At 60.5% G+C, this 14,731-nt stretch carries 13 protein-coding genes; 12 read left to right on the plus strand and 1 reads right to left on the minus strand.

Annotated elements, in window-relative coordinates; genetic code table 11:
• Positions 1 to 54: 54 nt before the first annotated feature.
• The 12 genes from ACX9NZ_RS01385 (at position 55) to gatB (ending at position 14,161) form a co-directional block, all read left to right on the plus strand.
• On the plus strand, positions 55 to 792 hold the full coding sequence (locus tag ACX9NZ_RS01385) for an ABC transporter ATP-binding protein (RefSeq protein WP_304292596.1): 738 nt from the start codon (positions 55 to 57) through the stop codon (positions 790 to 792).
• 4 nt (positions 793 to 796) lie between these two features.
• Complete coding sequence (locus ACX9NZ_RS01390) at positions 797 to 3,376, plus strand: helix-turn-helix transcriptional regulator (RefSeq protein WP_459389424.1); 2,580 nt, start codon at positions 797 to 799, stop codon at positions 3,374 to 3,376.
• Positions 3,377 to 3,535: 159 nt separating this feature from the next.
• Positions 3,536 to 4,651, plus strand: a complete 1,116-nt coding sequence (locus tag ACX9NZ_RS01395; protein ID WP_118653485.1) for an AAA family ATPase — start codon at positions 3,536 to 3,538, stop codon at positions 4,649 to 4,651.
• Positions 4,652 to 4,834: 183 nt separating this feature from the next.
• Positions 4,835 to 5,407, plus strand: coding sequence for a histidine phosphatase family protein (locus ACX9NZ_RS01400; RefSeq protein ID WP_407496809.1), 573 nt, complete (start codon positions 4,835 to 4,837; stop codon positions 5,405 to 5,407).
• A gap of 206 nt (positions 5,408 to 5,613) precedes the next feature.
• A complete protein-coding gene (locus tag ACX9NZ_RS01405; protein ID WP_407496811.1) occupies positions 5,614 to 6,447 on the plus strand; it encodes a PRD domain-containing protein in 834 nt (277 codons plus the stop codon).
• A 97-nt stretch (positions 6,448 to 6,544) separates the two neighbouring features.
• Positions 6,545 to 7,984, plus strand: a complete 1,440-nt coding sequence (locus ACX9NZ_RS01410; protein WP_407496813.1) for a PTS transporter subunit EIIC — start codon at positions 6,545 to 6,547, stop codon at positions 7,982 to 7,984.
• A 111-nt stretch (positions 7,985 to 8,095) separates the two neighbouring features.
• Positions 8,096 to 9,550 carry a glycoside hydrolase family 1 protein gene (locus ACX9NZ_RS01415; protein ID WP_407496815.1) on the plus strand — a complete coding sequence of 485 codons (1,455 nt, stop codon included), beginning with the start codon at positions 8,096 to 8,098 and terminating at the stop codon, positions 9,548 to 9,550.
• A 59-nt stretch (positions 9,551 to 9,609) separates the two neighbouring features.
• Positions 9,610 to 10,146 carry a PTS sugar transporter subunit IIA gene (locus ACX9NZ_RS01420; RefSeq protein ID WP_118653490.1) on the plus strand — a complete coding sequence of 179 codons (537 nt, stop codon included), beginning with the start codon at positions 9,610 to 9,612 and terminating at the stop codon, positions 10,144 to 10,146.
• Positions 10,147 to 10,286: 140 nt separating this feature from the next.
• Complete coding sequence (locus ACX9NZ_RS01425; RefSeq protein WP_118653491.1) at positions 10,287 to 10,538, plus strand: HPr family phosphocarrier protein; 252 nt, start codon at positions 10,287 to 10,289, stop codon at positions 10,536 to 10,538.
• A 124-nt stretch (positions 10,539 to 10,662) separates the two neighbouring features.
• On the plus strand, positions 10,663 to 10,971 hold the full coding sequence (gatC, locus tag ACX9NZ_RS01430; protein WP_118653492.1) for an Asp-tRNA(Asn)/Glu-tRNA(Gln) amidotransferase subunit GatC: 309 nt from the start codon (positions 10,663 to 10,665) through the stop codon (positions 10,969 to 10,971).
• A complete protein-coding gene (gene gatA / locus ACX9NZ_RS01435) occupies positions 10,971 to 12,485 on the plus strand; it encodes an Asp-tRNA(Asn)/Glu-tRNA(Gln) amidotransferase subunit GatA (RefSeq protein ID WP_407496818.1) in 1,515 nt (504 codons plus the stop codon). The genes gatC and gatA overlap by 1 nt, the downstream gene beginning before the upstream one ends.
• A complete protein-coding gene (gene gatB / locus ACX9NZ_RS01440) occupies positions 12,482 to 14,161 on the plus strand; it encodes an Asp-tRNA(Asn)/Glu-tRNA(Gln) amidotransferase subunit GatB (protein WP_118653494.1) in 1,680 nt (559 codons plus the stop codon). Before gatA ends, gatB begins: the two co-directional genes overlap by 4 nt.
• On the opposite strand, the gene ACX9NZ_RS01445 is transcribed toward gatB, so the two are convergent.
• Complete coding sequence (locus tag ACX9NZ_RS01445) at positions 14,158 to 14,379, minus strand: hypothetical protein (RefSeq protein ID WP_118653495.1); 222 nt, start codon at positions 14,377 to 14,379, stop codon at positions 14,158 to 14,160. The genes gatB and ACX9NZ_RS01445 overlap by 4 nt on opposite strands.
• Positions 14,380 to 14,731: the final 352 nt, after the last annotated feature.

Below are 14,731 nucleotides of genomic sequence, written 5' to 3' on the forward strand. Positions count from 1 at the left end.
TAGATAGATGGTTTTGAACGTATTGGGGCGATAGAGGGATGAGGTGGTAGAGAGATGGGGGCCTCCACGTCTGTCATCGGTGGTGGACCGGCGATTTCCCTGAGAAACGTGAGCGTTTCGTACAGGGATCGAATTGTTTTCTCCAATGCTTCTCTTGAGGCGAAAAGGGGAGACGTTATCGGGTTTATGGGACCCAACGGCGCGGGAAAAAGCACGATGCTGCGCGTGCTGGCAGGTCTTGTTGTTCCCCGCCAGGGAAGCGGGCAGGTGCTCGGTCATGCGCTGGGAGAACATCGTCATGTTCCTTTTGGCATCATGCTGGAAACCCCTCCGTTCATTGAAGAGAAGACGGGGAGGGAGAACCTTGTTCTCCTTGCGAAGCTCAGGGGCGTCGCAAGCGGAGATATTCAAAAGTACTGCGATGCATGCATGAGGACGGTTGGTCTGGATCCCAAGCTCAATGTCCCAGTCAAGTCCTATTCGCAGGGAATGAGAAAGCGCCTCGCTTTGGCTCAGTCATTGCTCGCCGCTCCTCCTCTTTACCTGTTTGACGAGCCAATGAACGGTTTGGATCCGCTCGGTGTGATAACTCTGCGCAACTGTATCCAAAAGCTCGCAAATCGCGGTGCGGTTGTCGTGGTGTCCAGTCATCTGCTCAGCGAGCTCGAGCGAGTCTGCACGAAGGTGTATATGTTTAATAAAGGTGCCGTTTTTCCAGTGGCGCCGCAGGGCGGCGAATCGGGCTGGCTTGAACGGGTGTATGTGAACAGTGTCTTGGGAAGAGAGCAATAGAGAAATGAGGGATGGGGGCAAGTTTCTTGGTGCCTTGAGCACGGTGGCTGCCGCATCCGTGCTTCTCATCTGCGGTGTTGCCGCGTGCGGCTTATTGTGGAATGCAGTTGTTCCAGTTCCACAGCGGTTGCTCTTGGTTGTTTTTGGTGGCAAGTGGAGCGATTTGACCATGATCGCACGGGCGATTGCCGGAACCTTGCCCCTCTGTGTTTCATTTTCCCTGATGTGTTCGACACGCATGCGAACGGCGTTCGTCCGCCTGTTATCGCGAAATGGCGAAGAGGAGTGTGTCAAAAAATCCCGGTACTTCAACGCCGCTTTTCCTCAGAAGATGCGGTTACTGTTCCCCGCGATGTTGGGCGCCGCACTGTTGGTGGCTGTGTACGAAGTAATGACGGGTTGGATTCGCGTGATGCCGAACGGCTCTCATGTGTGGGCGATAGGGGTTATCCCTGTGGAGCCTCGATGGGTGCTCGTGGTGGCGTTGGCTGTGTTCGCCGGCATGGTTGCGCTCTATTATCTCTCGGTTGGTGGGCCTCGGCTTGCATTGGCTGCTGCTGCGATTGGAGGCCTTGCGGTCCTTGCTTTTTGCGCGTTTGACTGCTCGCCCGGCATGTTGCCCCTTTTGTTTTCGCTTCTGTTTGGGCTGAACATGATCGGGGCGGTCTTCTCTGTGTGGGGAGATGAGCCGCGCGCGCTTCGAGTGCTTGCCTGCGTTGAATTGGTGCCTGTGCTTACGCTCGTTGCTTCTGTGGGGGAGCAAATGGCCGGTCTTCTGGTTGACGGAACCTCTGCGCACGGCATGCCAGAAGTTGTTTTGCTTGCAGCATTGGATGGATGTTCCGTCCTCGCTTTGTTCTTGCGTGCTTTCGTCACGCGGGGTCGATATGTGGAAGAATCGCGCGAGGAGAAGTGTGTTTTGGTTTCCCCTGAATCGCTTGCGGAACAATTGGGTCCTTTCAACCTGTCTGAACGCGAGCTGTTCGTGTTGATGGAAAGCCTCCGAGGTAGATCTTTGGCCTCCATAGCCAAGGAACTCGGCGTATCACGATCAACGGCGGGAACGTACCGTTTGCGAGCGTATGCAAAGGCAGGCGTCGAGTCGCTTGATGAGGCGCGCGCCAAGTTCACCACGCCCAAGTCGGTACAGACGGCCGAGGTGATGGGGAGGGGTCCTTGCCCAGTGCGTCGGAGCGTCGCTGCTTTGGGTTTGGTGGCATGGTTCGCGCTGGCTGGGTCACTCTTACTACCGTGGAGCGGGTCACGTGCGTGGTTGTGCGACGAGGTGTGGTCGACATTGCCGTCGCTTCTGCTTATGCTGGCATCTTGCTATCTCATTTTCAGCAATCAAGTAGATTCGAGAAAGATGCGACGCGGTATGCTTCGGTATGCCGCGGTGTGTTCCGCACTGATTGTTCCTGTGTCATGTGCGCTGTCTGGCCGTATAGCTACCACTGGGATTCTCCCAGTTCTTTTCAGCTCGTTGGCGTTGTCCGCGCTCGTGGTGGGTTTTGAAAGCGTGGTTAATCTTGCGCGACGTGCTCATTGCGGGATTGTGGAATGCGCCGCGGTGGCTGCCATGGTTCTTTCCGTTTCATCTGCAACGGCTGTGTGGTATACGGTTGCGATCGCAACGTCCGCGGCAATTCTGTGCACGTTGTTAGCGTGGGTTGTGCGCACTGAGAAGCGAGGCGACGAGACCTCGATGCCTGAGGATGTGCGTACGGGTGACTCGAAGACAATGACTCAGACCGTCGGTTTCTTTCCGCGCAGAGAGCAGGCGTTTTGCATCATTGCGGGCTTTTCAATGGTGGGGTGGGGTTTCTACCAGATTAACGAAGTCGCTGTTTTAAACGTCGATGCCATAGCAAGCTTGCCACCGATCTTCTTTGCGTGTTCGACCCTCCTGTACACGAGTGCGCTCTTCTTCATCTGGAATCGCTATGTGAGGAATCGAGAAGTGCTCCTGGCGAGTTTTATTGCGATCATCTGGTTTGCTTCGGCCATGGTGATTATCGGACTGCAGTATTTGGGCTGTCATAACGATGCCTCTCCGATGGGGCACATGATGATCGGTTTTCCGTGCATGGTGCTCGCTGGCATGTCCGTTGACGCACTCCTGTCCTTCCAGGAACAACATAGCTGCAAATCGTTTAGATTTGCCTATCCGGTGGTGCTTCTCGTTGGGCTGGCGATATGGTGTGGAGGTATCGTTGTTGCGGACGCGGCGAAAGCCTTTGCATCGCAGGAAATATCTACGGTATGCATTGTCGCCGGGGGAGCTATGGGGTTCGTGGGCCTTGTGGACACAGGGCGTACGCTGCATAAACGGACAGCATTGAGCTCTACAAGTTCTGAGGCAGTTATTGATGTCCTGATAGGGGCAGGGCTCACGCCGTCTGAGGCGCGGGTAGCGCTGCTGGTGTGTAGCGGCCTCGCTGCCCGAGAGGCGGCAGGAGTGCTATGCGTCGAGTGTAGTACGGTGCGATCGCATTTGAGGAGTGTGTACGCGAAATTAGCGGTGCATACGAGGGCGGAGCTCGAGGTCGCGGTTGCTGCGCTTGTGCGCGAGCACATTCGATAGTGGTTTTCTATAGTGGGCCTCGGCGCATTCGCAAAACTTATATGGAAACATGCGATGGGTCGTCCTTGCGGTCTTGGCGCAAAGCAAATCAAAGCTGCAAAACAAATCAAGGAAATCAAGCGCGCAAAACAAATCAAGGAATGGGTATAGTGTAGGCGAATGAGCATTGTGATCGGAGGCATCGTGAACAACCCCTTTACACCGAATTTCGGTCAAGCACCTTTGTACATAGCGGGCCGCTCTTTTCTGACCGGTGAAATTGAACGGGCGCTCGATCGCGGGTTGGGCGACCCTGCGCTTGCGTCAATCCTTGTTGGTCCCCGCGGAACAGGCAAGACCGCTCTTCTGTCGCACCTCGGATCGTATGCAGAGGGTCATGGATGGATTGCCGTCAACGTTTCCTGCCTTCCCGGAATGCTGCAGGACATCTTGGAACAGACGAAGCGCCGCACGGTTGAGTTTGTCGAGCCTGCACACGATAAAAAGCTGAGTGCAATTTCTATTGGGCAGCTTGGGGGCATTGAATGGGAGCGTCAGGAACCGCCTACTCAAAATTGGCGGAGTCTCATGACGGACATTTTGGAAGAACTTGCTGCTCATGATGTCGGCCTCTATATCACCGTCGACGAAGTCGATCCAGAATTGGATGAAATGATTGAGCTTGCGGCGGTTTATCAGCTGTTCATTCGTGAGGGGCGAAACGTCGGTCTGCTTATGGCGGGTTTGCCCTACAAAGTTTCTGCCTTGCTGAGAGACAAGTCAGTTTCGTTCCTCAGGCGAGCCAGCCAATACCGGTTGGGCAGAATCGCCGACCCGGAGATCTCCACGGCGTTCAAATCAACGGTCGAGGCGGCCGGGGGAGTTGTGGACGAATGCGCGCTGCTCGCCGCTGTTGATGCGACGAATGGATTCCCCTTTATGATGCAGCTCGTCGGCTTCCGCTCCTGGGAAAATCGCGATGCCTCAAATGCGATGACGCTCGATTCGGTGGAAGAGGGCATTGCGATGGCAAAGGCGGATTTGGAAAACCGCATTCTGCGTCCAACTCTCGATGAGCTCTCCGATATGGATATCGCGTTTCTTGAGGCCATGCTCGAAGATGACGAGTTGAGCACGTCGGAGGACATCGCGAAGCGTTTGGGAAAATCTCCGAGCTATATCGCGACCTATCGAAAGCGTCTTTTGGAACAGGGGATTATAGAGCTCCAAGGCCGTTCCAAGCTCCGTATCGCGCTTCCCGGAGTGCGGGAATATCTGCCTGAGTATTTGTCGTGATGCCGTGAGTCCATATGGACGCAGCAACCGACTGCAGGCCGACGGGCGATTCACGACATCCCGCTCTACGCAATCGAGGCACGCGATGCGTGGCTTCCTCAATAGCAAGGCCGCACTTGCCTTTGAGTACGCTCCAAGGCCTAGGATGACGAGGTAACGTTCAGCCGCGAGGAGGAGATGACGATGTCAAAGCTGTACATGATGAGGCACGGACAGACGCTGTTCAACGTGCTCAAACGCAAGCAGGGTTGGTGTGATTCGCCGCTCACCGAGCTTGGGATTGAGCAGGCAAAGCGCGCGGGCGAGGAGCTGCGCGAGCGCGGGATTACGTTCGACCATACGTATTCGAGCACTTCGGAGCGTGCGTGCGACACCCTCGAGCTCGTGGTGCCGGGCATGCCTTACGAGCGTGTGAAGGGTCTTAAGGAGTGGAACTTCGGCAAGTTTGAGGGCATTACCGAGGACCTGAACCTTACGCCGCCGTTCGGCGACTTTTACGTGCAGTTTGGCGGGGAGGACGAGATGGAGTTCCGTAACCGCCTGTTCACCACCATCACCGAGCTTATGCGTCGCCCCGACCACGAGAGCGTCCTCATGGTGAGCCACGGCGCCGCGTGCGCGCAATTTCCTCGTGCGTTCGGCGTCGAGTTGACGGAAAGGCTCGGTAGGCGGATCGGCAACTGCGGGATATTCATCTACGAGTTCGACGGCGACGCTGGATTCGAGCTGCTCGATGCAATTAATCCTAACGACTAGTGGCTCGCAAGGCGGAGATTGACGTCTGCCGTTTGCCGCCGAATAGCTACCGTTTGCGACTCGCTGTTAGAATTATGCAGCAGTGACTTATACAATAAGAGAACAGCAGCAAGGTTGTTACTCTCCGGGAGGCATCACTTACGCACTCAAGTCCGGGGGCCTTGTGGTCTCCGTTCGTGCGCAGAGATGGTTCGGGGAGTTTTTTCATGCTTATCCTCAAGAAGATCAACAACAACGTCGCCCTCGCGTCGACCGACGCGGGCGAAGAGGTCGTTGTTTTCGGCAAGGGCGTGGGTTTCCACGAGATGCCCTACGAACTTGAGGACGAGTCCGTTATCCAGCGCGTCTTCCGCGATGTGGACGAGAAGTCAATCGACGGGTTCGAGGGCATCTCCGATGAGGTCCTCCTCGTTGCGTCCGACATCGTCGCATTGGCGGACAAGGCTCTCGACTGCAAACTCGCCGGCAATCTCGTCATAAGTCTCGCGGACCATCTCCAATATGCGGTCGAGCGCGCGGGTGAGGGTGTGGCCATCGAAAATCCCCTGTCCCACGAGGTCGCCTTCGTGTATCCGCGCGAGACCGAGCTTGGCCGTCGCGGCATTGAAGTCGTGCGCGAGCGCTTGGGCGTGGAGCTTCCGGAGAGCGAAGTGACCTCCATCGCCTTGCACCTTGTCAACGCCGAGGTTGACGGCATGGGCAGCGCCCAGGACATGGACCTCGTTATGAAGAGCACCGTCATCCTCGAGCGCGCCACGCAGATCATTGAGGGCCAGCTTGGCCAAACGCTCGACCGCACCTCTTATGCGTACGTGCGCTTTGTGGCGCACCTGCGCTTTCTCGTCCGCCGTCTTATGCGGGGTAGCTGCAAGGAGACCGAGAACTCGGGTCTGTTCCGCCAGGCGGCTCGCGATTTCCCCGACGCCTATCGTTGCGCGGCGGGTTTTAACGAATACCTCAAACGTGAATATAACTGGAGCTGCTCCGATGAGGAGATGCTCTACCTCATGATGCACGTCAACCGCCTGCGACAGGGTTGATCACGCACATCCAGTCGTCATATCGCACATGCCAGGGCCCGGCCAGGCGATGGACAAATAGGTTTGATCAGATTCTTTGGAGAGAAAGGACTGAGACATGGCAGGAAAGTACGACGACCTCGCGCGCGCCATTCTTGAGAATGTGGGCGGCAAGGAGAACGTCAACAGCGTCGCGCATTGCATCACCCGCGTGCGCTTCAAGCTCAAGGACGAGGGCAAGGCTAACACCGAGGCCATCGAGAAGCTCGAGGGCGTAATCAAGGTCATGCAGGCCAACGGCCAGTACCAGGTCGTGGTGGGCAATAAGGTTGAGGACGTATACGATGCCGTCGTCGCTGTGGGCGGTCTTGTCGCGGGCGGGGAGATCGACGCCGAGGACGACGCACCCAAGGGAATTGCCGTCAAGGCCATTGACCTCATCTCGGGTATCTTCGCCCCCATGCTCGGCACCTTCGCGGCCGCCGGTATCATGAAGGGCATCCTTGCCGCCATCACTCAGTTCGTCCCTGAGTTCGCCAACGATGGCGCTTACACCATTCTGTACACCATCGCCGACGGCATGTTCTATTTCCTGCCGGTCATTTTGGCGTACACCGCCTCCAAGAAGTTCAGGATGAACGAGTTCACGGGCATGGCAATCGGCCTTGCGCTCGTGTATCCCACGATGGTCGCCCTTACCGGCGGCGAGGTCGTGGGCAGCATCGATCTCGGCTTCGCTGGAACCTTCTCTTGGTACGCCACGTTCCTGGGCATCCCTATCATCATGCCCGCCTCCGGTTATACGAGTTCGGTTATTCCGATCATCCTCATGATCTGGTTCGGCTCCACCGTGGAGCACTGGTGCAAGAAGTGGATGCCCGCGTCCGTCAAGATGTTCTTCACGCCCCTCGTCACCATGACCGCCTCGATTGTGCTCGGCTATTTGGTCATCGGCCCCATCGCCACGCTGATCACCAACCTTCTGTCCCTGATCTTCTCCGCCCTGTTTGGCCTGCCCGTTATCGGCTCCGTGCTCGGCTGCACCATCGTCGGCGCGTTCTGGATGTGTCTCGTGATCTTCGGATTCCACTGGAGCCTCGTGCCCATCGCGCTCGTGAACCTCACCACGCTGGGTTATGACTACATTCTTGGTGCCGTGATCGCCCACTCCTTCTCCTTGGGCGCCGTGCTCTTTGCCATGTATCTCAAGAACAAGGACGAGAACTTCCGCGGCATCTGCCTGCCCGCCATCATTTCCTCCTTCTTCTTCGGCGTGACCGAGCCCGCCATCTACGGCGTCGCCCTTCCCGACAAGAAGGCCTTCGTGGTTGCGAGCATCGGCTCCGCCGTGGGCGGTCTCATCATCGGCCTCACGGGTGCCATGGTGTACATCTCCGGTGGTCTGGGTGTCTTCAACTGGCTGTCCTTCCTCCCGACCGACCCTGCGAGCACCGTGGGCATCATGCACATGGTCTGGGCGATCGTCGCCTCCCTCGCCGGTGCCGCCGTGGGCTTCGTGATCGAGTACGCGACCTATAAGCCGGAGGCCGCCAAGTAGGCGTCCGCTCCCGGCTGTGCGTCTGCACGTACCGTATAGCGAATGGCGAATAACAGCCCGGCGCGTTCGGCTCATCCCGGGCGCGCCGGGCCCATGCGAAAGGAGATCATCATGGCGAACTTCCCGAAAGGCTTCCTCTGGGGTGGCGCTACCGCCGCCAACCAGTGCGAGGGCGGTTACAACGAGGGCGGCAAGGGCCTCGGCGTGCCGGACATCATGACCGGCGGTACGGTGAGCGAGCCGCGCCACATCACCGACGGCATCCTGCCCGGGCGTCATTACCCCAGCCACGAGGCCGTTGACATGTACCATCACTACCTCGATGACATCAAGCTCTTCGGCGAAATGGGCTTCAAGTGCTACCGCATGTCCATCAACTGGAGCCGCATCTTCCCCATGGGCGATGAGGCGGAGCCCAATCAGGCGGGTGTGGAGTTTTACCGTCGGGTATTCGAGGCCTGCCGCGAGCAGGGCATCGAGCCCATGGTGACGCTGTCGCACTACGAGCTGCCCTACGGCCTTTCCAAGAATTATGGCGGGTGGAAGAACCCCGCGCTCATCGAGTTCTACCTCAATTACGCCCGCACCGTCATGACCGAGTACCGCGGCCTGGTGAAGTACTGGCTCACCTTCAACGAGATCAACTGCCTGCTCATGGGCGTATTTGGCGGCGTGATGGGCGGCGGCATGGTGCCCGAGGGGCTCGAGGACGTGCCCATGACCTTCGGCGCATGCGACTGGGACGACCCGCAGGTGCGTTTCGACGCCCTGCACAACCAGTTCCTGGCGAGCGCGAAGTGCGTGGTCATGGCGCATGAGATCGACCCTGAGAACAAGGTGGGCTGCATGATCGCCGGCAACGCCACCTATCCGCGCACCTGCAACCCCGCAGATGTCCTGAAGGCCCAGCGCGAGCAGCGCGAGCACAACTTTTACTGCGGCGACGTCCAGGTGCGCGGCGCGTACCCCTCGTGGGCGCCGTCCCTGTGGAAGCGCGAGGGCGTGAAGATTGAGGTAAGCGATGAGGACGCCGCCACGCTCAAGGCGGGCACCGTGGACTTCTACTCCTTCAGTTATTACATGAGCGCCACCGCCTCCGCCGACCCCAAGGCAAGCGAGGGCGGCAATATCTTCGGCGGCGCCGGCAACCCGTACCTCGAGAAGAGCGACTGGGGCTGGGCGATCGACCCCGAGGGCCTCAAGTATTACCTGGAGGAGGTCTACGACCGCTACCAGATTCCTCTTATGATCGTGGAGAACGGGCTGGGAGCCGTGGACGAGGTCGAGGCGGACGGCTCCATTCACGACCCGTATCGCATCGACTACCTGCGCCGCCACATCGAGCAGATGGACGAGGCCATCGCGGACGGCGTCGATCTCATGGGTTACACCATGTGGGGCTGCATTGACCTTGTGTCCGCCTCGACCGGTGAGATGAAGAAGCGCTACGGCTTCATTTACGTCGACAAGGACAATGACGGCAACGGCACGCTTGCGCGCAGCCGCAAGGACTCGTTCCATTGGTACAAGAAGGTCATCGCCAGCAACGGCGAGGATTTGGCGTAAAATAAGTTACATTGCATGAGCGCTGTCGAGCGCACGCACGGAACAACAAGGAGAATCTCATGGGCCTGTTCGACATATTCAAGAAGAAGGAAGCCCCCGCTGCTCCGGCAGCTCCCGCCGCCATTGACGCCCAGGCAGGTGCCGACGTGCTTTGCGCGCCGGTTTCCGGCAAGGCCATCAAGATGGTCGATGTGCCCGACCCGGTGTTCTCCGGTGAGGTTCTCGGCAAGGGCTGCGCCGTGTGGCCTGAGGGCGATATCGTCTACGCCCCGGTTTCCGGCAAGGTCACCGTCACCATGGGTCACGCCGTTGGCATCATGTCCGATTCCGGCATCGAGGTCCTCGTGCACGTGGGTGTCGACACCGTCAACCTGCAGGGCAAGGGCTTTACCGGCTACGTTGGCCAGGGCGACCAGGTCGTTGCCGGCCAGCCCGTGCTCAAGATGGACCGTGCCGTCATCGCCGAGGCTGGCTACAAGGACTGTGTGGTGCTCGCCGTTTCCAACAGTGCCGAGTTCGAGGCAGTCGAGATGACCGTCGAGCCCGAGGCGTCCGTCGCCGCCGGTGCCGCCGTGGTCAAGGTCGTTCGCAAGTAAGTTGCCGCACGAGGCGCATGTCCGTGAGGTGCTTGCGTCGCCACATGAAAGAGGGCGCCGGGTGGTGAGCATGCCGCCCGGCGCTTTTGTTGTTCGCTCCGTCGTCCGCCCGGCCGCCGGCATGGAAGAGAGCGGGTGCCATGATCGAGTTTTCGCACGTCATCTCCGATGCCGAGGGGTTGCATGCCCGGCCTGTGGCGCTTGTGGCGTCCGCCGTTCACCCATGGGAGAGCTCCGTGACCGTGACATGTCGGGGCGCGTCGACCTCTGCGCGCGACCTCATGGGGCTGATGGGGTTGTGCGCCCGCCGTGGTGACGAGCTTGCGGTGCGTGTTGAGGGGCCAGACGAGGAGGCTTGCGCCGCCGCGCTCCGCGAGGTGTTCACGTTCTAGCTCACGCGGCGCATGCGGCGAACGCCGTTTCAATCTCGTGTATATGGGGCACTCCATAAAGGTGGAGTGCCCCGCCGTGTCTATAATGGAACAATTGCATGTTCACCATCGAAAGGGGCGCCACATGGCACTCACTGAGGATGACGTGCGCGGGATCGCGGAATACGCGACCATCGCGCTCGATGAGTCGGAGCTCACGGAGATGACCGCGTACCTCAACGACGCGGTCGAGATGCTCGAGCCGATTCTCCAATACGCCGCCGAGGATGTGGAGCCTACGTTCCATCCCATCGGCGATTTGTCGAACGTGATGCGTTCCGACGCCGTGGACGCGGATCGCGCACTTGCGACCGAGGACGCCCTGGCGAACGCCGGCGCCGCGCGCGATGGGCAGTTCCGCGTTCCCTCGATTTTGGGCGGGGGCGATCGATAATGGGTATTTCGCTCGATACACTCACCGCCGCTCAGATTGCCGCCGGTGTCGCCGCAGGCAAGTTCACGGCAACGGAAGTCGCTCGCGCCGCCCTCTCCGCAATCGAAACGCGTGAGGCCGATGTCCAGGCCTTTTTGCAGGTGACTCCCGAGCTCGCCCTCGAGGCGGCCGCTCGCATCGACGTCGCACGTGCGGCCGGCGAGTCTCTGCCGCCGCTCGCCGGCGTGCCGCTGGCAATCAAAGACAACATGAATCTGGCAGGCACGCGCACCACCTGCGCGTCGCGCGTGCTCGAGAATTACGAGTCCCCGTACACCGCGACGTGCGTGCGCCGCATGCTCGATGCGGGTTGCCTGCCTGTGGGCAAGGCGAATATGGATGAGTTCGCGTTCGGTTCCTCAACGGAGTCCTCCGCCTTCCATCGTACGAATAACCCGTGGGACCTCGAGCGCGTCCCCGGCGGATCCTCCGGTGGTTCTGCCGCTGCGGTCGCTGCGGGCATGACCGCGCTCGCCTTGGGCTCCGATACCGGCGGATCGATTCGCCAGCCCGCCGCCCTGTGCGGCGTGGTTGGCATGAAGCCCACGTACGGCGTGGTGTCGCGTTACGGCGTGGTGGCCTTTGGATCCTCGCTCGACCAGGTGGGTCCGTTCGGCCGTACGGTCGAGGACGTCGCGCTCGCGCTCGACGCGCTCACGGCGGGCGGGCGCGACCCGTTCGACGGTACGAGCCAGGAGGCCGAGGGCGGGTTCGCCGCGCACATCGATGACGACATCGCCGGCCTGCGCGTGGGCGTTATCCCGGCGTTCATGGAAGCAGAAGGGCTGGCCCCCGAGGTCAAGGCCGCCGTTGAGGGCGCTTTGCGTACGCTCGAGGCCCAAGGTGCCAAGCTGGTCGAGGTCGACCTGCCACACCTCGATGCCGCCATCGCCGCGTATTACGTGATCGGTCCCGCCGAGGCGTTCTCCAACCTCGCTCGTTTTGACGGCGTTCGTTACGGTTATCAGGAGGCCGGTTGCACCAATTTGGCCGAGCAGAGCTCCAAGAGCCGTGCCCATGGTTTTGGCGCGGAGGCCAAGCGCCGTCAGATGCTCGGTGCCTATTTGCTGTCGTCCGGCGTGTATGACAAGTATTACTACGCGGCGCAAAAGGCCCGCTCGCTCATCACCGAGGACTACGCGCGCGCCTACGAGCAGGTGGACGTGATCCTCATGCCGGCGAGCCCCACCACGGCGTTCAAGTTCGGCGAGCTGTCGGACCCCACGCAGATGTACCTCTCGGACATGTTCACCATCTCCATCAACATCGCGGGCAACGGCGGCATCACCGTGCCGTGCGGTGTGGGCGCGGATTCAGGCTTGCCGGTTGCCGTGCAGTTGGTGGGTCGCGCATTCGACGACCGCCGTCTGCTCACGTTCGCGCGCGCCGTGGAGCGCGGCCACGCACAGGCCGCCGGTGTGCCGGGGTGCGTTGTGGCACCTGATTTCGCCGGGAAGGGAGGCGAGCTCGCATGAGGGAGCTAACCGAGGTCCTTAAGGACTGGGAGGCCGTCATCGGTCTGGAGATCCATACCGAGCTGACCGCGCTCGACACCAAAATGTTCTGCGGCTGCAAGCTCAGCCACGACGACGCGCCCAACACCAACGTATGCCCGGTGTGTCTGGGCATGCCGGGTGCTTTGCCGGTGCCCAACCGCCGGGCCATCGAGAGCATCGTCAAGGCGGGTCTCGCCACCAACTGCGAGATCCAAAAGCACTCGATGTTCTATCGCAAGCACTATTTCTATCCCGACATGGCCAAGAACTTCCAGACCACGCAGGGCCCGGTCGCGTTTTGCATGCACGGCAAGCTGAATCTCGAGGTGACGGGTCGCGGGGCCGCGGAGCGCCCCTTGTGTGCGTTCGGCGATGGAGAGGCCGCGAGCCTGGCGAGTGCCAGCGCGAACGCCGAGGGGCTGTCGCGCCAGATGGCCGAGGGGCTTCCCGAGCGGGCGGGGGGCGCGCTCGCCGGCATGGCCGCCTACGACACGGCCGATCTCGCGGTGGCTGAGCGCCATGAGGACGGCTCCTATACCGTGCCCATCCGCATCCTGCGCATCCACATGGAGGAGGACGCCGCCAAGATGGTCCATGTGGGCGGCGAGGAGGGTCGCATTGGCGGCGCGGCAGAGAGCCTCATCGACTACAACCGCTGCGGTACGCCCCTCATCGAGCTCGTGACCGAGCCCGACCTGCGCACTCCCGAAGAGGCACGCCTGTTCATGGAGAAGCTCCGCCGCATCTTCCTCACCATCGGCATTTCCGATTGCTCGATGGAGAAGGGCTCCATGCGCTGCGACGGCAACGTCTCCATCCGCCGTCGCGGCGAGACGGGCCTGGGCACCAAGACCGAGCTCAAGAACCTCAACTCCTTCAAGGCGCTGCACGACGGCCTTGCATACGAGATCTGCCGCCAAGCCGAGGTCTTGGAAGAGGGCGGCACCATCTACCAGGAGACGCGCCACTGGGAGCCCAGTCGCAAGCGCACCGTGGTGATGCGCGTGAAGGAGACGGCCGACGACTACCGCCTGTTCCCCGACCCGGATCTGGCGCCGTTCGACCTTTCTGACGAGTTCATCGAGCATTGCCGCGCCGAGCTGCCCGAGCTGCCCGACGCCAAGCGCGATCGCTTCGAGGCGGACTTTGGCATCAAGCGCGCCGACGCCGAACAGCTGGCGGGCGACCCGGAGACGGCCGAATTCTTCGAGGCGGCAGCGGCGGGTCTTTCCGGCAAGGCGGCGCAGACGGTCGCCAACCTCGTCGTGAACGAGCTGGCTGCCTACCTCAAGGGCGTCGGTGTGGCGCTCGCCGCCAGCGGTATCGCGCCCGCGCAGGTGGCGTCCCTGGCGAAGCTGCTCGCCGAGGACGCGATCTCGAGCAACCAAGCTCACGAGGTCTTCGAGGCGATGGCCGAAAGCGGCGACGACCCGGCCAAGATCGTGGACGAGCGCGGCATGCGCCAGGTGAGCGACACGTCGGCGCTCCAGCCGATCGTGGACGAGGTCCTCGCCGCCTGCTCCGACCAGGCGCAGCAGTACCGCGACGGCAACCAGAAGGTCATCGGCTTTTTGGTGGGCCAGTGCATGAAGGCCAGTCGCGGCACGGGCAACCCCAAGCTCTTCAACGAGCTCCTGCGCCAGGCGCTGAGCTAACTCGACGTGCCGCCCGCCTCGATCTCCTCGCGGCAGATCGCGGTGAGGCGGCGCACCGTCTCCCACATGTCGTGCTCGGTCGCCTCCGGGTGCGGGGCGCAGATGCGCGCGTTGAGGGCGTCCCTCGCGGTCTCATCCATGCCCTCGGGGCTGTACCGGAAGTTGACCATGGCCATCTGCGCGGGCGAGACGACCTCGATGAGGGGATTGCGCCGCACCTCGTCGAATTCATCGCCGCGACCCGAGAGTTCTTTGGTGTGGAAGCGTGACCCCGCACAACAAGAGGCCTGCGCGCGAAGAGAATGCCGATGGGCAAGCAGCTCCCGAGCCCGTGATATTCGTTTCAAGATTCGGAAAATCACGAACGGATAATTCGGAACATCAATAACGAAACATTCGGAAAACCTTGAGTCGATAATTCGGAGCTGGTGGTAAGCGATTATGCCATAGTGAGATGGCGAGTTCGAGGAGCCTTGCCCGGGGCGATTGTGTGAGCTCATCTGCGCTCGATGTAGGAGTGCGCAAACTCGGTTTTTGCAAAATGATCATTAAGCCTCGGGCGAGATGGGC

Source organism: Collinsella sp. BM28, assembly GCF_054551995.1.

What these genes read in the sequence shown, in the direction of transcription:
- ACX9NZ_RS01385 (WP_304292596.1), top strand. Translation starts at nt 55, where the DNA reads ATGGGGGCCTCCACGTCTGTCATCGGTGGTGGACCGGCGATTTCCCTG.
- ACX9NZ_RS01390 (WP_459389424.1), top strand. Translation starts at nt 797, where the DNA reads ATGAGGGATGGGGGCAAGTTTCTTGGTGCCTTGAGCACGGTGGCTGCC.
- ACX9NZ_RS01395 (WP_118653485.1), top strand. Translation starts at nt 3,536, where the DNA reads ATGAGCATTGTGATCGGAGGCATCGTGAACAACCCCTTTACACCGAAT.
- ACX9NZ_RS01400 (WP_407496809.1), top strand. Translation starts at nt 4,835, where the DNA reads ATGTCAAAGCTGTACATGATGAGGCACGGACAGACGCTGTTCAACGTG.
- ACX9NZ_RS01405 (WP_407496811.1), top strand. Translation starts at nt 5,614, where the DNA reads ATGCTTATCCTCAAGAAGATCAACAACAACGTCGCCCTCGCGTCGACC.
- ACX9NZ_RS01410 (WP_407496813.1), top strand. Translation starts at nt 6,545, where the DNA reads ATGGCAGGAAAGTACGACGACCTCGCGCGCGCCATTCTTGAGAATGTG.
- ACX9NZ_RS01415 (WP_407496815.1), top strand. Translation starts at nt 8,096, where the DNA reads ATGGCGAACTTCCCGAAAGGCTTCCTCTGGGGTGGCGCTACCGCCGCC.
- ACX9NZ_RS01420 (WP_118653490.1), top strand. Translation starts at nt 9,610, where the DNA reads ATGGGCCTGTTCGACATATTCAAGAAGAAGGAAGCCCCCGCTGCTCCG.
- ACX9NZ_RS01425 (WP_118653491.1), top strand. Translation starts at nt 10,287, where the DNA reads ATGATCGAGTTTTCGCACGTCATCTCCGATGCCGAGGGGTTGCATGCC.
- gatC (WP_118653492.1), top strand. Translation starts at nt 10,663, where the DNA reads ATGGCACTCACTGAGGATGACGTGCGCGGGATCGCGGAATACGCGACC.
- gatA (WP_407496818.1), top strand. Translation starts at nt 10,971, where the DNA reads ATGGGTATTTCGCTCGATACACTCACCGCCGCTCAGATTGCCGCCGGT.
- gatB (WP_118653494.1), top strand. Translation starts at nt 12,482, where the DNA reads ATGAGGGAGCTAACCGAGGTCCTTAAGGACTGGGAGGCCGTCATCGGT.